Source organism: Marinobacterium sp. MBR-109, assembly GCF_040547565.1.
In the GTDB taxonomy this organism is placed as follows: Bacteria; Pseudomonadota; Gammaproteobacteria; order Pseudomonadales; family Balneatricaceae; genus Marinobacterium.
In genome coordinates, this window is record NZ_JBEPPZ010000006.1 from 1 (window position 1) to 17,284 (window position 17,284).

Annotated in this window: 13 protein-coding genes and 5 tRNA genes; 8 read left to right on the forward strand and 10 right to left on the reverse strand. The window is 54.9% G+C overall.

Going from position 1 to position 17,284, the window contains the following annotated elements; genetic code table 11:
• The first annotated feature begins 82 nt into the window (after nt 1-82).
• Nucleotides 83-1,489 carry a replication endonuclease gene (locus tag ABIE60_RS09125; protein ID WP_354469127.1) on the forward strand — a complete coding sequence of 469 codons (1,407 nt, stop codon included), beginning with the start codon at nt 83-85 and terminating at the stop codon, nt 1,487-1,489.
• Nucleotides 1,490-1,576: 87 nt separating this feature from the next.
• Here the strand turns inward: ABIE60_RS09125 and ABIE60_RS09130 are convergent, their stop codons facing one another.
• The 3 genes from ABIE60_RS09130 to ABIE60_RS09140 all read right to left on the reverse strand — a co-directional run bounded on the left by ABIE60_RS09130 (nt 1,577) and on the right by ABIE60_RS09140 (nt 2,584).
• On the reverse strand, nt 1,577-2,062 hold the full coding sequence (locus tag ABIE60_RS09130) for a hypothetical protein (protein ID WP_354469128.1): 486 nt from the start codon (nt 2,060-2,062) through the stop codon (nt 1,577-1,579).
• 10 nt (nt 2,063-2,072) lie between these two features.
• Nucleotides 2,073-2,471, reverse strand: coding sequence for a hypothetical protein (locus tag ABIE60_RS09135; RefSeq protein ID WP_354469129.1), 399 nt, complete (start codon nt 2,469-2,471; stop codon nt 2,073-2,075).
• 26 nt (nt 2,472-2,497) lie between these two features.
• Nucleotides 2,498-2,584 (reverse strand) — tRNA-Leu (locus tag ABIE60_RS09140).
• 289 nt (nt 2,585-2,873) lie between these two features.
• Here ABIE60_RS09140 and queA point away from each other — a divergent pair.
• From queA to rnr, 6 genes are all read left to right on the forward strand, one after another.
• Nucleotides 2,874-3,926, forward strand: a complete 1,053-nt coding sequence (gene queA, locus ABIE60_RS09145; RefSeq protein WP_354469130.1) for a tRNA preQ1(34) S-adenosylmethionine ribosyltransferase-isomerase QueA — start codon at nt 2,874-2,876, stop codon at nt 3,924-3,926.
• Nucleotides 3,927-3,940: 14 nt separating this feature from the next.
• Nucleotides 3,941-5,059, forward strand: a complete 1,119-nt coding sequence (gene tgt, locus ABIE60_RS09150) for a tRNA guanosine(34) transglycosylase Tgt (protein WP_354469131.1) — start codon at nt 3,941-3,943, stop codon at nt 5,057-5,059.
• A 38-nt stretch (nt 5,060-5,097) separates the two neighbouring features.
• Nucleotides 5,098-5,424 (forward strand): preprotein translocase subunit YajC, encoded by a 327-nt coding sequence (yajC, locus tag ABIE60_RS09155; RefSeq protein ID WP_354469132.1) that lies wholly within the window; start codon nt 5,098-5,100, stop codon nt 5,422-5,424.
• A 66-nt stretch (nt 5,425-5,490) separates the two neighbouring features.
• Nucleotides 5,491-7,347: a protein translocase subunit SecD gene (secD, locus tag ABIE60_RS09160; RefSeq protein WP_354469133.1), complete on the forward strand. Its 1,857-nt coding sequence runs from the start codon at nt 5,491-5,493 to the stop codon at nt 7,345-7,347.
• A gap of 9 nt (nt 7,348-7,356) precedes the next feature.
• Nucleotides 7,357-8,283 carry a protein translocase subunit SecF gene (secF, locus tag ABIE60_RS09165; RefSeq protein ID WP_354469134.1) on the forward strand — a complete coding sequence of 309 codons (927 nt, stop codon included), beginning with the start codon at nt 7,357-7,359 and terminating at the stop codon, nt 8,281-8,283.
• 109 nt (nt 8,284-8,392) lie between these two features.
• Nucleotides 8,393-10,849: a ribonuclease R gene (rnr, locus tag ABIE60_RS09170; RefSeq protein WP_354469135.1), complete on the forward strand. Its 2,457-nt coding sequence runs from the start codon at nt 8,393-8,395 to the stop codon at nt 10,847-10,849.
• Between the two features lie 8 nt (nt 10,850-10,857).
• On the opposite strand, the gene ABIE60_RS09175 is transcribed toward rnr, so the two are convergent.
• On the reverse strand, nt 10,858-12,198 hold the full coding sequence (locus ABIE60_RS09175; protein WP_354469136.1) for a VTT domain-containing protein: 1,341 nt from the start codon (nt 12,196-12,198) through the stop codon (nt 10,858-10,860).
• A 115-nt stretch (nt 12,199-12,313) separates the two neighbouring features.
• Here ABIE60_RS09175 and serB point away from each other — a divergent pair, with 115 nt between their 5' ends.
• Nucleotides 12,314-13,531 carry a phosphoserine phosphatase SerB gene (gene serB, locus ABIE60_RS09180; RefSeq protein WP_354469137.1) on the forward strand — a complete coding sequence of 406 codons (1,218 nt, stop codon included), beginning with the start codon at nt 12,314-12,316 and terminating at the stop codon, nt 13,529-13,531.
• Between the two features lie 21 nt (nt 13,532-13,552).
• Here serB and ABIE60_RS09185 read toward each other — a convergent pair whose 3' ends face one another.
• From ABIE60_RS09185 to ychF, 6 genes are all read right to left on the reverse strand, one after another.
• Complete coding sequence (locus ABIE60_RS09185) at nt 13,553-15,679, reverse strand: EAL domain-containing protein (protein ID WP_354469138.1); 2,127 nt, start codon at nt 15,677-15,679, stop codon at nt 13,553-13,555.
• A gap of 107 nt (nt 15,680-15,786) precedes the next feature.
• Nucleotides 15,787-15,861 (reverse strand) — tRNA-Gln (locus ABIE60_RS09190).
• A gap of 8 nt (nt 15,862-15,869) precedes the next feature.
• Nucleotides 15,870-15,946 (reverse strand) — tRNA-Met (locus ABIE60_RS09195).
• A 6-nt stretch (nt 15,947-15,952) separates the two neighbouring features.
• Nucleotides 15,953-16,027, reverse strand: a tRNA-Gln gene (locus tag ABIE60_RS09200).
• A 13-nt stretch (nt 16,028-16,040) separates the two neighbouring features.
• Nucleotides 16,041-16,117 (reverse strand) — tRNA-Met (locus ABIE60_RS09205).
• Between the two features lie 72 nt (nt 16,118-16,189).
• Complete coding sequence (gene ychF / locus ABIE60_RS09210; protein WP_354469139.1) at nt 16,190-17,281, reverse strand: redox-regulated ATPase YchF; 1,092 nt, start codon at nt 17,279-17,281, stop codon at nt 16,190-16,192.
• Nucleotides 17,282-17,284: the final 3 nt, after the last annotated feature.

A 17,284-nucleotide genomic window follows, 5' to 3' on the forward strand; every position in this document is an offset into this window, starting at 1 on the left:
AGTGTCGTTGAATCCAGAGCGGAAAGTGGTCACTGAGACAGTGCGAATGGCTGCATAAAAATCAGACAGGGCGACAGATACCTTGACAGTTACCGTTAGCAACATGGCACTTTTACTGTGCTACATAAACAGCCCTCTGCACATATACACCGCCGCCACCGATTATTCAAAAATGCTTGTTCGGCTTGAAAAAAAGCGGAATAAGCGGGGGATGATCGCAGAGCTTCGTGGGTATTATTTTGAACAATACACAAGCACCAAAAAATTGATCGGCGGCAAAAATAACAAGCCTGAGCATGTACATGTTTTCGGCAAAACCAAGCAAATGTATGAACGGCAGCAAGCGCTAAACACCGAATATTTACAAAACACATTCGTCCACACCATCGATTTTAAAGGGTTAGTTCGCGAATTTTGCTTGGCTGACGTTACAAAAAGCAGTGAGCAGCGCTGTGCCGAGATATATGCCGAAATGCGAATGGTGGAAGAGATTGCGAAGCGTGAAGGACTTATAAGCTTACTTGCAACACTTACCGCAACACCGGGATACCACCCAAACCCAAGCGTAGGCCGGTGCAGCTGGAACGGCTCCAGCAGCCGCGAGGCTCTGGCGTTTATTAATGCCAAGGTCTGGAGGGTGATTTATAACGAAGCGACTAAAAAAGGCATACGCCTGCTGGGTTTTGCAGTTCCAGAGCCGCACAAAGACGGCTGTCCACACTTGCACGTTGCGCTTTTTGTACACCCAAACCAGCACAAAGCTTTATATCGCATTCTTATAAAAACACGTAAAAAGATAGCTAGAGAGCATAACTGCCCGCACTACAAATTAGACATTTACCCACACTCGCGACTACCTGAGCACAAAAAAGGCAGCAAGGCGAGCAGCTACGCCATGAAGTACGTGTTTAAAAGCTTTACCGATCCTGCCGTTGCGGCTTGGTACAGCAAATTTAACGGTAAAGCTATACGCCGCTATCGCTTGATCGGCGTAAGCAGCTTTAAAACTAAGTACAACTACTTAGTAAAAATGTTACCTCAGCTCAAGATGTACAATCATCAGGCAATTAAACAGCTGGTTGAACTGCTAGAAAACAAAAATATGCCGGAACATTTAAAAAAGGTGGCATTTTATGACCACTTTAACCGCATTTTTAAAAGTGTATATGTCGAAAGCGACAGCGGCGAGTATCTTAAATTTAGTCATGTAATACTGAAAACGGGCGACGAAGAGCTAAACATAGTAAACATGAATAGGCTGCTTAATCCAGAAAACGCCGAAGATGCCTGCAAAATTGCAGAATTTAACGATAAAAAAGAAGAAGAGGAAAAAGATAACGCTACTACCGAACAAGCGCCCGGAGCACTTGTTCTAAATCTTTCGAGGTGTGCCGGAGCTTCGCCCGACACACTTAAAAAGACTGAAATTAATGCTTTTTGGACTCATTTTGGAGATGATGAAGAGGTTATTAACCTCTTAGATATATAAAAATTGACTAAATTTTTAATAAAAATCAGAAGCGGCCAAGTGCCGCTTGAGGTGTTTCCATTAATAAAAACTTAAGATTCCTTGTCTTTAATAACTGCTAATAATTAGTAATCTTTCATTTATCGAGGGGCCCTCGAAAAAAGTATATTTAATTAAATACCTGCCATCCGTAAATTCAAAATTATTCTTTTCGGAAAAGAACTTTTTCAAAATTTTGTTTTTATGGGTAGGGAAATAGTGATCAGAAATCTTTATGAGCCAATCGTGAGCAATATTTTTTCCGTCTTGCATATTTATTCCGGGAATTTTTGTGGTTGTGTATTCATTCCACATGAATTTAATATTCTTGATTGATTTCTGATCGCTATCTGCATTAATAAAAATTTTGACACTATCGCTTTTTCCACCAATACATGAGTATAGCTTGTTAGCATATTTGCTTGATGGTATGTATTTTGGATTATCACAGCTAAGGAGGTGTGTCATCCTATTGGATTCATGATTAAATGTATCAAACCCATAAGCTGCTGTAGAAAATAATGATAAGGCTAAAATGATACTCTTAATATACATAAATATATCTTTAATTCATGAATTGAAAGTCTAAAATGGAGAAAAACGTTCCGCTGTATTTTGTTTTGCATTCGTAATGGCTTCTTATGTTTGCACCGAAACTATTATCAGCATCTACATACCCCCTAATTAACCATTCATCAGGGCCGGTGCTATAAACTTTTATCTGTTGCATAACAGGGAACTTTGCCGAGCTTGGTGACTTTAGATTACGTTTTACATGATTTTGGCATGTAACTAATGCATCAAATTCATCCATTGCTCTTACCTTTTGAGGGTCGCTTTTGGATGTTTTAGATGATGGAGGAGTGTTGGCTTTGTACCAGATGAACGCGCCAAAAGTTATTAGCACAAGGAGAACAAACCAACCGGGTACATGATTCGAGTTTTCTGAAGTTTTTTTTGCCATAGGAACATTTCCTTCGTTCTCTAGCATGGTAGCGGTGGCCGGACTCGAACCGGCACGCTCGTGAAAGCAATGGATTTTGAATCCATCGTGTCTACCAATTTCACCACACCGCCACAATTTCAACTCTACACAACTCTACAATCTGCCTTGTATGCTGCTAGGGTTTTTTTCACTTTAAAATCAATGCCTTGGCGCAACATGAGAATTCATCATTTGCATTTTGAATCCCCTGTGTCTACCAATTTCACCACGCTGGCACTGTCTGGCAGCCGTTGATATCTGACTGGCTACCGAAGTGAAGGCGCTATTATATGCGTTGGCGGCGCCACGTCAAACAGGACTGAAAAAAACTCTGATTTCGGGTAGACTGCGCGCTTTAATTTCTCCGGTTTACAGAGTCCCATGCAGGTAAAAGACTTCTATTTCGAGCTGCCGGAAGAGCTGATTGCGCGCTATCCACTGGAACAGCGCAGTACCAGCCGCTTGCTCTGCCTTGATGGCAATACCGGTGAACGGACCCACCGACAGTTTACCGATCTCCTTACATTGCTGCAGCCCGGCGATCTGCTGGTGTTTAACGACACCCGCGTGATTCCGGCACGGCTGTTCGGGCAGAAAGAGAGTGGTGGCCAGATCGAGATGCTGGTGGAAAGGGTCACCTCCGAAAACACGGCACTGGCGCACATTCGAGCCAGTCGTGCGCCCAAGACGGGTGCGCGGTTGTTGTTTGAGGGCGGACTTGAGGCCGAAGTGACGGGGCGACAGGAAAACCTGTTCCAGCTCAGGTTCACTAACCTGGACGATCATCTGGTGTCCGCGCTGGAGCAACACGGTCACATGCCGCTGCCGCCCTATATGAAGCGCGAGGATCAGCTGTCTGACCGTGAGCGTTATCAAACGGTCTACAACCGCAAGCCCGGTGCCGTTGCGGCCCCTACGGCGGGGCTGCATTTTGATGAAGCTCTGATGCAACAGCTGAAGGACAGGGGTATCGAGCAAACCTTTGTGACCCTGCATGTAGGCGCGGGGACCTTTCAGCCGGTCAAGGTCGATACCATTGCCGAGCATCACATGCATGCCGAGTACATCGAAGTGTCTGATGAGGCGTGTGCGGCGGTGAAGGCAGCTCAGGCCCGAGGCAATAAGGTTGTGGCCGTGGGCACGACCAGTGTGCGCTGTCTTGAAACGGCCAGCCGCTCCGGCGAAATCGCCCCCTTTTATGGCGATACCGATATCTTTATCTACCCGGGCTATCGCTTTCGCACGGTGGATCGGCTGATTACCAATTTCCATCTGCCTGAGTCGACGTTGATGATGCTGGTCAGTGCCTTCGCGGGACATCAGTCGATCATGCAGGCCTATGCCGATGCCGTGGCCGAGCGTTACCGCTTTTTCAGTTATGGCGATGCCATGTTTTTGACCCGCCGTGATGCGGCGGATGAGGACGCTTTGTGAGCAGAGAATGTTTTATGCAGTTCGAGACCCTTGCCAGTGAAGGCAAGGCGCGTCGCGGGCGACTGACCTTTCCCCGTGGCGTGGTTGAAACCCCCGCCTTCATGCCGGTGGGTACCTACGGTACCGTCAAGGGCATGCTGCCGCGGGATATCGAAGCTACCGGTGCCCAGATCATTCTGGGCAACACCTTCCATCTGATGCTGCGTCCGGGTACCGAAATCGTACAGCAGCACGGTGATCTGCATGACTTCATGCAGTGGAAGGGGCCGATTCTGACCGACTCCGGCGGCTTTCAGGTGTTCAGTCTTGGCAAGCTGCGCAAGATCACCGAAGAGGGCGTGACCTTTCAGTCACCGGTGAACGGCAGCAAGGTGTTCATGACGCCGGAAAGCTCGATGCAGGTTCAGCGTGAACTGGGCTCCGATATCGTGATGATCTTTGATGAATGCACGCCCTATCCGGCAACGGAAAAGGAAGCCGCCGACTCCATGCGCATGTCGCTGCGCTGGGCCGAGCGCTCCAAAAAGGCCCACGGTGAAAGCCCTTCGGCGCTGTTCGGGATTATCCAGGGTGGCATGTACGAGAGTCTGCGCGATGAGTCCCTTGCCGGGCTGACCGAGATCGCCTTCGATGGCTATGCCATCGGCGGCCTCTCGGTAGGTGAGCCGAAGGAAGATATGGTGCGCATCCTTGACCATCTGGCGTGGAAAATGCCCGAGGACAAACCCCGTTATCTGATGGGTGTGGGCAAGCCGGAAGATTTGGTTGAGGGCGTACGTCGTGGTGTCGACATGTTCGACTGTGTCATGCCGACCCGCAATGCGCGCAATGGCTTTCTGTTCACTCGCAACGGCATCGTCAAGATCCGAAATTCGGCCAATAAAACCAATACGGCACCTGTGGATGAAACCTGCAGCTGTTATACCTGTCAGAACTTCAGTCGCGCCTATTTGCACCATCTGGACAAGTGTAAGGAGATCCTGGGGGCGCAGCTCAATACCATCCACAACCTGCACTACTATCAGGAGCTGATGGCTGGTTTGCGCAACGCCATTGAACAGGGTAAATTGAGCGACTTCGTAGACGAATTCTATCGTCAGCGGGGGCAGGAAACGCCGCCGCTGACGGCTTGAAACGCATCACTGACACTGTAATCGGGAGTACAACCTGAATGAGCTTTTTCATCTCTCCGGCCTACGCTGAAGGCGCTGGCGCCATGGACCCGGGCATGTTCAACATCCTGTTCCTGGTCGGCTTTGGTCTGATTTTCTACTTCTTCATGTGGCGCCCCCAGGCCAAACGTGCCAAGGATCACAAAAACCTGATTGCCAGCCTGGCAAAAGGTGACGAAGTCATCACCGCAGGCGGTATCATCGGTAAGGTGGTGCGTCTGAGCGATGACTACGTGGTACTGGAAGTATCCGAAGGCACCGAGCTGAAGTTCCAGAAGGCCCACGTTGCGGCCGAACTGCCCAAGGGCACGATCAAGAATATCTGATCGCCCGTCTGTGTTCCGGCGCCACTGTTCAGGTGGCGCTTTCGTTTTTGGTGAGGATGGAGCACGATGCTCAACCGCTACCCCCTGTGGAAAAATTTCCTGATCTTGCTGGTGCTGGTGATTGCCGGTCTCTACGCAGCTCCCAACCTGTACCCGGATGACTATGCGATTCAGGTGTCGGCCGGTCGTAATGCGGCCCCCGTTGATCAGGGTACGCTGACGTCCATTGAACAGCGTCTGGAAGAGGCAGGCCTTGCGGCCAAGGCAACGGAATTGCAGGAGGGCGGTATTGGCCTGATCCGTCTTGAGAGCTCTGATGCTCAGCTTGTAGCCCGGGAGCTGATTGCCCAGACGCTGGGCAACAACTATACCGTGGCGATGAACCTGGCGCCGACGACGCCTGATTGGCTGCGAGCCATTGGTGCCGGTCCCATGACGCTGGGTCTCGACCTGCGTGGCGGTGTGCACTTTCTGATGGAAGTGGACATGGCGCAAGCGGTTGCGCAGCGGCTGGATGTGTATGTCAGCGAGATCAAGACCAAACTGCGTGAAGAAAAACTGCGCTACCGCATGGTTGACCATCTCGAAGATGGCCGCCTGTCGGTCCGTTTCGATGACCCTGCCGTGCGTGATGAAGCTCAGGGGCTGCTGCGCCGTACCTGGCCCGAGTTCATGGTGGATGCTGCCGCCGATGGCGAGGACTATTTCCTCTACATCAATCTGACGGAAGAGACCATCCGCCAGATTGAGGATTACGCCATCAAGCAGAACCTCACGACCCTGCGTAACCGTGTCAACGAGTTGGGTGTGGCCGAGCCGCTGGTGCAGCGTCAGGGGCGCAATCGCATCGTGGTTCAGCTGCCGGGCGTACAGGATGCGGCGGCCGCCAAGCGTGTAATCGGCAAGACGGCCAATCTGGAGTTCCGTCTCGAAGCACTGCCGGACACCAGTCGTGCCCTGACTGAAACATATGACTTCCGCAGCCAGCCGGGCCGCACAGCAGCGTTGGAAAAGGACATCATTATCACCGGCTCCAGTGTGTCCAACGCGCAGGCTGCCTTTGACGAGAACGGCATGCCACAGGTGTCGATCACACTGGATGGCCCCGGTGGTCAGATGATGAACCGAGTGACGCGCAATGCGATCCAGCGTCGCATGGCCGTGCTGTTTGTTGAGCACAAACAGCGCACACTGGTGCAGACCATTGAGGGTGAGCGTGTTGAGCGCCGTATCCCCTACACCGAGAAAAGCATCATCTCGCTGGCCACCATCCAGAGTACGCTGGGCAACCAGTTCCGCATCACCGGACTGGACAGCGCCCAGGAATCCTCCGAACTTGCGCTCCTGTTGCGTGCCGGTGCGCTGGCTGCGCCCGTGTACTTCGTAGAAGAGCGTACGGTCGGTCCGAGTCTGGGTGCCAAGAATATCGAACAGGGTACGTTGTCGGTGCAGATCGGTTTTGCACTGGTGCTGGTGTTCATGCTGGTCTTCTACCGGGTATTCGGTCTGCTGGCCAATATCGCGCTGACGCTCAACCTGGTGCTGCTGATGGCGGTGATGTCGCTGCTGTCAGCGACACTGACCCTGCCGGGTATTGCCGGCATCGTGTTGACCGTGGGTATGGCGGTAGATGCCAACGTGCTGATATTTGAGCGCATAAAGGAAGAGTTGAAGAATGGCCTGCCGGTGCAGTCGGCGATCCACTCGGGCTTCAGTCGCGCGTTTACCACCATTCTGGATGCCAACGTGACGACGCTGATCGCGGCCGTGATCCTGTTCGCCATGGGCACTGGGCCGGTCAAGGGCTTCGCCGTTACGCTGTCGGTCGGTATTCTGACCTCCATGTTCACTGCGCTGCTGGTGACCCGTGCACTGGTGAATCTGGTGTATGGTGGCCGCTCGCTGAAGAAACTGATGATCTGAGGAACCCCCATGACGACGGCAAAGAAGATTTACAATTTCATGGGGATACGCAAGCTGGCGCTGGCGTTCTCCGCAGTTTTGTTGCTGGTGTCGATTGCATCGCTGGCAGTTAACGGTCTCAAGTTTGGTCTGGACTTTACCGGTGGCAGCCTGGTCGAAGTCGGCTATGAGCAGTCGGTCAGTCTGGAAGATGTGCGCCAGAAACTGAGTGCAGAAGGCTTTCCGGATGCGGTTGTACAAACCTTTGGCTCTTCGCGCGATATCCTGATCCGGCTGCAGGTTGATCACGACCCGCAGCTCGGTGACAAGGTGCTGGAAGCCCTGCGTGCCGGGTCCGATCAAACCATTGAGCTGCGCCGCAACGAATTTGTCGGCTCACAGGTGGGTGAAGAGCTGCGCGAGCAGGGTGGTCTTGGCATGCTGCTGGCGCTGTTCATGATCATGGTCTATCTTGCCTTTCGGTTTCAGCTGAAGTTCTCGCTGGGTGCCGTCGTGGCGCTGGTACACGACGTACTGATCGTGCTGGGTGTATTTTCGCTGCTGCAGATCGAGTTTGACCTGACGGTGCTGGCGGCAGTACTGGCGGTGATCGGCTACTCGCTGAACGATACCATCGTGGTGTATGACCGGATTCGTGAAAACTTCCGCATCATGCGCAAGGAAGATAACGTTCAAGTGATGAATGCGTCCCTGAGCCAGACGCTCAGCCGTACCTTGATGACCTCCCTGACCACCTTGCTGGTACTGGTGGCGCTGTTCTACTTCGGTGGCGAGATGATCCACAGCTTTGCACTGGCATTGCTGGTGGGGGTGCTGATAGGGACCTATTCGTCCATCTATGTGGCTGCCAATGCACTGGTCTTAATGCAGGTGAGCCGTGAAGACCTGATGCCGCCCGAAAAGAAAGAGGGCGAAGAGGTCGAAGAGGTTCCCTGATCTGTAAAGCCGGCATCGCCGGCTTTATTTTTTACATATTGACGGACTATTCTGAACGAAAGGTCCGCTGTTCCGGTCAAACTGCCGGACAGAAACAACTGGATAATGAATGAGCAAGAACTGGAAAGACAAAGACCCCAATCTGCAGCTGGAAGCTGAAAAATACGACCAGCCGGTCCCGAGTCGGGAATTCATGCTGGAATTCCTCGAAAAGTGGGGCGCACCGATCAGCCATCCTGTGCTGTGTCGGGAGCTGGGGATCAATGATGAAGACAGTGTGGAAGGCGTTCGCCGCCGCCTGATCGCCATGTGCCGCGATGGGCAGTTGATCTCCAACCGCAAGGGTGAATATGGCCTGATCCAGAAGATGGATCTTATCCCGGGACGGGTAATCGGCCACCGTGACGGCTTTGGCTTTCTCAAGCCTGATGCCGGCGGTGACGATCTGTTCCTCAGCCCACGCAACATGCGTGAGGTGTTCGATGGTGATCGTGCACTGGTCCAGTCCATTGGTGTGGATCACAAGGGGCGGCGCGAAGGCAAAATTGTCGAAGTGCTGGAGCGCGGCACCACCAAGGTGGTGGGCAAGTTTGATGGCCACAGTGGTTTTGGATCGCTGATTCCCGAAAATCAGCGCATCACCAATCAGGTGATGATCATCCCTGACCCGACCACGGGGCTGGAGTACGAAGACGGCCAGCTGGTGGTTGCCGAAATCATCCAGTATCCCAACCGGAAGCAGCCGGCGCGCGCTCGTGTCGTGGAAGTGCTGGGTGATCGCATGGCGCCTGGAATGGAGATTCAGGTTGCGATTCACAACCATGAAATCCCGGATGAGTTTCCTGCGGATGTGCACCAGCAGATCGGTGAACTGACACCTGAAGTGCGTGAAGACGACAAGCAGAACCGCATTGATCTGCGTGACCTGCCGTTTGTCACCATCGACGGTGAAGACGCCAAGGACTTTGATGACGCCGTCTACTGCGAGAAGAAGACCTTTGGTGGCTGGAGGCTGTGGGTGGCGATCGCTGACGTCTCCTACTATGTTCGCCCGGATACGGCACTGGACCGTGAAGCGGTCAAGCGTGGCAACTCGGTCTACTTCCCCGAGTTTGTGGTACCCATGCTGCCGGAACTGCTGTCCAATGGACTCTGTTCTCTGAACCCCAATGTGGATCGTCTGGCGATGGTGTGTGAAATGACCATCAGCCGGGCCGGTAAACTGTCGGGTTATAAATTCTACGAAGCGGTGATCAACTCCAAGGCGCGCTTGACCTACACCAAGGTAGGGGCAATGCTGGATGCCGAGCACGAAGACAGTGCAAGCCTGCGCCAGCAATACAGTGCCGTAGTGCCGGACGTTGAGCAGCTGCATCAGCTCTACAAGGCGTTGCGCAAGGCGCGTGATGAGCGCGGAGCCATCGATTTCGATACCGTCGAAACTCGGATCGTATTTGATCAGGTACGCAAGATCGATGAGATCATTCCGGTGGTACGCAACGATGCGCACAAGATCATCGAAGAGTGCATGCTGGTCGCCAACGTGGCAACCGCACGTTTTCTGGGCAAGTACGGCAAGCCGGCCCTGTACCGTATCCATGAAGGGCCCAAGGCACAGAAACTGCAGAATCTGCGTGCCTTCCTTGGTGAGCTGGGACTTAACCTGCCCGGTGGTGACAGCCCCGAGCCAAAGGATTACCTGAAGCTGGCCGAGTCAATCAAGGGGCGGCCGGATCGTCACATCATCCAGACCATGATGCTCAGGTCGATGCAGCAGGCTGTATACAGCCCCGAAAATCTGGGACATTTTGGCCTGGCCTATCCGACCTATGCGCATTTCACCTCGCCCATTCGACGCTACCCTGACCTGCTGGTTCACCGCGCCATTCGCAGCGCGATTCACGGTGATGGCAAGGCAAAGGCGGTCGAACGACCAAAGAAGTTCAGCGCCAACAGCGCCTTTGGTTATCCTTACACCATGGAGCAGATGCTGGCGTTGGGCGAACACTGCTCGATGACCGAACGGCGTGCGGATGATGCCACCCGTGACGTGGTGGCCTGGCTCAAGTGTGAATACATGCAGAGTCAGATCGGTGAAGTGTTCACCGGTGTGGTGGCAGCCGTGACCGGCTTTGGCGTGTTTGTTGAGTTGGAAGACCTGTATATCGAGGGACTTATCCACATTACCTCACTTCCCAGTGACTACTACCACTTTGAAGTGGCAAAGCAGCGCCTTGTCGGGGATCGTACCCGTCGCGTCTTCAAGCTGGGTGACGAGCTTGAGGTCAAGGTTGTGCGTGTGGATCTGGATGAGCGCAAGATCGACTTTGAGCTGGCTGCAGAGCCCGCCGCGACTCAGCCCAAGCGGGCCAGTCAGCGCGAAAAGCTGGCCAAGGGTCAGATCGCGGATGGTCGCGGCAAGCCGGATCATGCCAAGGGGCGTCGCCGCTCAAAAAAGCCTGAAGGCCGCACTGACGGGGATAAACCCGCCGGTGCTGCCACCAAACGCAAGGCTGCCCAGAAGCGCAAGCACCCTCCCAAGGCGCGCCAAAAGCGCAAGGACTGATGCTTGACTCAGCTGCCGGGGTAACGCCCGGCAGCCAGGTCGAATGTCAGCACCACATAAAGCCCCGTCAATACACATAACACCCCTGCCCAACTCAGTGGCATTCTGACCGGCGCGGGCCAGTGATACAGCCATATCCGATACAGCGCCGTGATCACCAGTGCTTCGGCAACTCCCGCCACCACGTCCATGGGCCAGTGTACTCCCAGCATTGGGCGAGACAGCGCAACGGCCAGAATCAGCGGTATGGTGCACAGATACCCCAGATGGCGGGTATGGTGATCCCGGTTGTGCAGCAGCCATACGGCCGTCAGGGTAAAGAATGCGGCGGCGGCTGAGGCATGCCCGCTGGGGTAGCTGAAATCAGTCAGCCCGCTGTCTTCAGGTCGTGGCAGACCGAACAGTTGCTTCAGTATGTGGTTAAGCAGGATGACGCCGGCGACCCCCACAAAAACCCCCCAGCCACGCCAGCCATCGCCTCGCATCATGCCAAACAGCGCGCACAGCAGTGCAAGGCCGGCAACAAGTGGAATATCACCGATCAGCGTCATCACCCGCGTCAGTTGTGGCCAGGCGTCTCCGGCTGAACTCAGAGGCACGAGCAGTGCCGTGTTGATGCGGATGCCAGCAGCTTCAAAGCTCAGAAGCGTGATGCCGGTCAGAGCGGTCAACGCACAGAGCAGCAGTAGTGTTGGTCCGGGCGGCCAGGGGGCGGGGAGTACTCGGCTCCAGTAAGTGTGAAGCGTGCCATGTGGTTTCAGCCGGTGATGAAACTGTTGAAACAGCAGCAGGGTAAACAGCAGTACAGCCGCTGACCAGAAAAGCGGGGCCAGTTGAGGTGAGGCGGTGGTGAGCCCTCGGCCGGTGAAATATCCGGGCAGCAGATACAGCGGTGCCCAACCCAAAGCCGAGATCAGGTTGAAGAAACTGAAATTCAGGCCCCGCATGCCGCAGCTGCCGGCCACAAACGGAATGACAGGACGAATCGGACCAACAAAGCGACCGGTGACGATGCTGAGCCCGCCCCAGCGCCGGAAAAATGCTTCGCCCCGCTGCAGCCATTCGGGGTGTCTTTGCAGCCAGCCAAGGCGGCGGATTGGTGTGGCGGAATAGCGCCCCAACAGAAAGCTGATGCCATCCCCACACACCGCGCCCGTGAACGCTGCCAGAAGACAGGCCCACAGTGATACTCCTGCAGAGCCGGCCATGACGGCCAGTGCAAACAGCAGGGCAACACCGGGCAGCAGCAGGCCGATAAAAGCCAGAGATTCCAGCATCGCAATCAGTGCGATCAGCACCACAATGCTGGTGGGCGTCAGCGGCAATACTTGCAGCAGTGATTCAAACACACAGACTCCTCGGGCTAAAAGGGCAGGACGGCACTGCGTCCGGTGCGGTCGCTCTGATATAATCGCAGCCAGATGCTGGAGATACCAGCGATGCCTCATTTAACGGAAGGGTGCGATGAACGAAATCATCCTGCTGACAATTTCCGGTGACGACCGTCCGGGCGTGACCTCGGCTATCACCGGGATCCTCGCCCGCTATCATATCAATATCCTGGATATCGGCCAGGCGGTCATTCACAACACGCTCTCGCTGGGTATTCTGATTCAGGTACCCAAGGAGTCGGAATCATCTCCCTTGCTGCGCGATATCCTGTTCAAGGCCCATGAGATGAACATGCTGGTGCGCTTTGAGCCGGTCGATGATGCGGCCTATGAGCACTGGGTCGAAGGTCAGGGCAAGTCACGCCACATCATTACTCTGCTGGCGCGGCGCATCAGTGCCGAGCATATTGCACGGGTGACCGCCATTGCCGCCGATCATGGCCTGAATATCGACAATATCAGCCGCCTGTCCGGTCGTATCTCCTTGCAGGATGAGGGAATGGGCCAGACTCGCGCCTGTGTCGAGTTCTCGGTGCGGGGCATGCCGGCGGATGCCGCGGCATTGCGTGAAGAGTTCCTTAAAACTGCCAGTGATCTGGATGTGGATATCGCCTTCCAGAAGGATGATATTTTCCGTCGCAACCGCCGGCTGGTGGTGTTCGATATGGACTCCACCCTGATCGAGGCAGAGGTGATTGACGAGCTGGCCAAGGAAGCTGGAGTTGGTGAGCAGGTGATTGAAATTACCGAGGCGGCGATGCGTGGCGAGATCGACTTCAACGAGAGCTTCCGTCGCCGTGTCGCCTTGCTCAAAGGGCTGGATGCGTCCGTGCTGGAACGCATTGCACAGCGTCTGCCGCTAACCGAAGGTGCAGCCGAGCTGGTGGGTCATCTGAAGGCGCTGGGTTTCAAGACCGCCATCCTGTCTGGAGGCTTTACCTACTTCGGTCATTACCTGCAGCAGAAGCTCGGCTTTGACTATGTGTATGCCAATGAGTTGGACATCCGTGATGGCAAGGTTACCGGCGAGGTGGTGGGTACCATCGTCAATGGTGAGCGCAAGGCGCAGCTGTTGCGTGAAATTGCCGAGAAGGAAGGGGTGCGACTGGAACAGACCATCGCAGTGGGTGATGGTGCCAATGACCTGCCGATGCTGTCCATCGCAGGGCTCGGGATTGCCTTCAGAGCAAAACCATTGGTGCGCCAGAGTGCCAAGCAGGCGATCTCCACCCTGGGTCTGGATGGCATTCTGTATCTGATCGGATTCCGTGATCGTGACAGCCTGCTCTGAGCAGGCTGTCACGGCCGTGCACTATCCCTCGAAAAAGTCGTAATCCATCTCTTCCCGCGGTGGCTGCAGGTAATGCCCCTGAATCAGATGTACACCGGCACTGAACAGATCGCTGATCACGCGGGTTTTTTCAACCAGAGGGGCGATGATCAGTTTGTTCTGCTGCTTAAGGGGTGCCAGCATCTCCTGCAGCGATTCCAGTGTCAGGTTTCGATTCTGCAGGTCCTGAATGTAGGAACCATCCAGCTTGATAAACTCGGAATCCAGCTCCTTGCGTACGTGCTCCGAGTTGGGTGAGCTGCCGAAATGCTTAAGGCATACCTGGCAGTGCAGTTGCTGAATGGCACGGGCAAAATGGCGTGCCGCAATCAAATCAACGGCAGCATCACTTTCGCTGATTTCGAATACCAGATACTCGGCGGGGACATGGCTGTGGCGCAACTCCTCACCCAGCCACTGCACCAGCTCAGTGCTGCGCAGTGACGGGCCGGAGAGGTTGATCAGCAGGTGTGTGCGCTTCTGAATGTTCTGCTTGCTGCTCAGCTCTGACAGCGCCCGGCTGATGACCCAGCGGTCCAGCTCGACCAGTACTTCGGGCTCTATCGCCTGGGCGATGAAGGCGTTAGGGGAGATCTCCTTGTCACTGTCGCTCATCAGGCGCAGCAGTACCTCGTAATACTGGGTCGGCGTTTCCAGCCGCAGAGGCACGACCGGCTGGTACAGGAGGCGGAATCGATCCATCTTAAGCGCATTGAGCAAGCGCTTGCTCATTTTTGCATCGCTGCTGGAGAGCAGGGTCTTCTCTTCCTGAAAAAGACTCACACCATTGCCGGGCCGGTTGCCGTGATGCAGGCTCTCGGCCACCATTTGGGCGCGTGACACCAGCTCTATGGGGGTCGGGGCGCTGTCATTGATGACGACGACACCTACCGACAGCGTGGTATGGATGGCGGTGTCCTGTACCTGGCAGATATGACTGCTGACGGCGTGACACAGCTGCTTTCCAATTTCGACGGCCTTGTTGGGGTCTGCGGTGTGGAGAATGATGGCAAAACTGTTGTCATCCAGATGGGCCAGCAGGTGGGCGCGGCTGACCTGCTGCTTCAGAATACCGGCAATGTCACGCAGGATGAGGTCGACCCCGTCGATGCCGACTTCGGCGCGAATCACTTCCAGATGGTCCAGTGTCAGCAGCATCAGGTTGCGATCCTGTCCGCCGCGGCGGGCATTATTGCAGGCAATCTCCAGTGAGCGCATAAAGGCCTGATGATTGCTCAGGCCGCTGATCGGGTTAATGTCACGGAACACCTCATCCGATTCATCGAAATCGGTGATGATCTCGACCTCAAGGCAGGGGTTGCCGTCATATTCGGTGGGTGCGAAGCTGAAGCGCGCCTCGAAGCGGGTGTCGTCCGGTCTGAGGGCGGTCAGGTTGCGCTGCAGTGCGCAGCCGCTGTGATCACACTCTCGCAATATCTGGTCCAGATCATCCCTGAAGCGCTCTTCCAGTAACTGACGCAGGGAGTGTTCCAGCAGGTGCTCGGCATCATCGTAGCCGAACAGGTGAGCAAAGCTTTTGTTGGCATATCGGATCAGGCCGTTATATAGCAGACAGATTGCCAGAGGCGAGCTTTCTACCAGCTTCTGGCTGCGCTGCTGCAGCTGTGCCAGTCGGCTCTGTGCGTCACGCAGTTCACGACGTGTTTGCAGCTGGGTGTAGAGCCGGCCCAGCTCCAGCAACAGCAGTTCGTTGTTACGCTCGGGGAGTACCGCCTGTACACCGATGCCAAGCCAGTGGGTCGGGTCCTGGTATTCATGACCCGGTGACAGCAGGATCACCGGTATGTCTCGGTTCAGGCGGTTCAGCAGGTCCAAAGCCTTGGCGGGAGTCAGTTCAGTGCTGTAATGCTCTTTGCTGGCAAAGATCAGCAGGTCCCAGGAACGTTGACTGAGTACATTGAGCAGTTCGTCACTGCTTTGCACCGATTGGCCACGGGGTGAAAAGCGTGCAGTTCTGAGAGTGGTCAGCAGCTGGTCTATCTGGATGCCGTCGCAGGCGGCAAACAGCAGGTTGATGTTGCGTCTGGGTGCATCATGCTGAGCCTGATTGGCCAGTGCGTGTAACAGCTCGTCCGTGGAACCACTCATGTTGTGTACCTGGAATAACGGGGGATTTTCAGCACCCATATTACCGGCAAAGTCACTGCGTGTCAGGTCGACCAAGGGTCAAGAAGTGAAGAGCGTGCGGGAGAAGATGGCAGGGGTAGGAGGATTCGAACCTCCGCATGCTGGAATCAGAATCCAGTGCCTTACCGCTTGGCGATACCCCTGTAAAGCATGGTGGCAATGGCGGGACTCGAACCTGCGACCCACGCATTATGAATGCGTTGCTCTAACCAACTGAGCTACATTGCCATAAAATGGCAGGGGTAGGAGGATTCGAACCTCCGCATGACGGGATCAAAACCCGTTGCCTTACCGCTTGGCTATACCCCTGTATCTGAAAGCATGGTGGCAATGGCGGGACTCGAACCTGCGACCCACGCATTATGAATGCGTTGCTCTAACCAACTGAGCTACATTGCCATAAGCTTTCAAGGCCGCGAATTATTCCCTGTTTTCGTAACCCTGTCAACGGCTTGAAAGCAAAAAAACGAATCAGACGTTAAAGCGGAAGTGGATCACGTCGCCGTCTTTAACGATGTACTCCTTGCCTTCCAGGCGCCAGCGACCGGCATCCTTCGCACCCTGCTCACCCTTGTGGGCGATGAAGTCGTCATAGCTGATCACTTCGGCACGGATGAAGCCCTTTTCGAAGTCGGTATGGATCACGCCAGCGGCCTGAGGCGCGGTAGCGCCGATCTTGACGGTCCAGGCGCGCACTTCCTTCACCCCGGCGGTAAAGTAGGTCTGCAGGCCAAGCAGGCTGTAGCCGGCGCGGATGACGCGATCAAGGCCGGGTTCGTCCATGCCCATCTCCTGCAGGAACTCGAGTTTCTCCTCGTCTTCCAGCTCGGCAATTTCAGACTCCAGCTTGTTGCAGATCGCAACCACCTCGGCACCTTCGGAGGCGGCCAGTTCCTTCACCTGGTCCAGGTAGGGGTTGTTTTCGAAGCCATCCTCAGACACGTTGGCGATGTACATGGTTGGCTTGGTGGTCAGGAGGTGGAAACTGCGGGCCAGCTTGCGCTCATCGTCGCTCAGATCGAGCCCTCGTACCGGCAGACCTTCAGCCAGATGCGGGATCATTTTTTCCAGCAGCGCCTTGGCGGCGATGGCTTCCTTGTCGCCACCCTTGGCGTTGCGCTGAACGCGCAGCAGCTGCTTTTCGCAGGAATCCAGATCCGACAGTGCCAGCTCCATATTGATGGTTTCAATATCTTCCAGCGGATGAATGCGGTTGGAGACGTGGATGACGTTGTCATCCTCGAAGCAGCGCACCACATGCGCGATGGCATCGGTTTCACGGATGTTGGCCAGGAACTTGTTGCCCAGACCTTCACCCTTGGAGGCCCCCGCTACCAGACCGGCGATATCCACAAACTCCATGGTGGTCGGGATGACGCGTTCGGGCTTGACGATTTCGGCCAGTGCATTCAGGCGCGGGTCCGGCATGGGGACAACGCCGGCATTCGGCTCAATGGTACAGAAGGGAAAGTTCTCGGCGTCGATGCCCGCTTTGGTCAGGGCATTGAAGAGCGTGGACTTGCCGACGTTGGGAAGTCCGACAATACCGCATTTGAAACCCATGAT

Excerpts from the sequence above, each read along its gene's own strand:
- ABIE60_RS09185 (WP_354469138.1), bottom strand. The coding sequence starts at position 15,679 with ATGAGTGGTTCCACGGACGAGCTGTTACACGCACTGGCCAATCAGGCT.
- tgt (WP_354469131.1), top strand. The coding sequence starts at position 3,941 with ATGCAGTTCGAGACCCTTGCCAGTGAAGGCAAGGCGCGTCGCGGGCGA.
- secF (WP_354469134.1), top strand. The coding sequence starts at position 7,357 with ATGACGACGGCAAAGAAGATTTACAATTTCATGGGGATACGCAAGCTG.
- ABIE60_RS09135 (WP_354469129.1), bottom strand. The coding sequence starts at position 2,471 with ATGGCAAAAAAAACTTCAGAAAACTCGAATCATGTACCCGGTTGGTTT.
- queA (WP_354469130.1), top strand. The coding sequence starts at position 2,874 with ATGCAGGTAAAAGACTTCTATTTCGAGCTGCCGGAAGAGCTGATTGCG.
- yajC (WP_354469132.1), top strand. The coding sequence starts at position 5,098 with ATGAGCTTTTTCATCTCTCCGGCCTACGCTGAAGGCGCTGGCGCCATG.
- serB (WP_354469137.1), top strand. The coding sequence starts at position 12,314 with ATGAACGAAATCATCCTGCTGACAATTTCCGGTGACGACCGTCCGGGC.
- rnr (WP_354469135.1), top strand. The coding sequence starts at position 8,393 with ATGAGCAAGAACTGGAAAGACAAAGACCCCAATCTGCAGCTGGAAGCT.
- secD (WP_354469133.1), top strand. The coding sequence starts at position 5,491 with ATGCTCAACCGCTACCCCCTGTGGAAAAATTTCCTGATCTTGCTGGTG.
- ychF (WP_354469139.1), bottom strand. The coding sequence starts at position 17,281 with ATGGGTTTCAAATGCGGTATTGTCGGACTTCCCAACGTCGGCAAGTCC.
- ABIE60_RS09130 (WP_354469128.1), bottom strand. The coding sequence starts at position 2,062 with ATGTATATTAAGAGTATCATTTTAGCCTTATCATTATTTTCTACAGCA.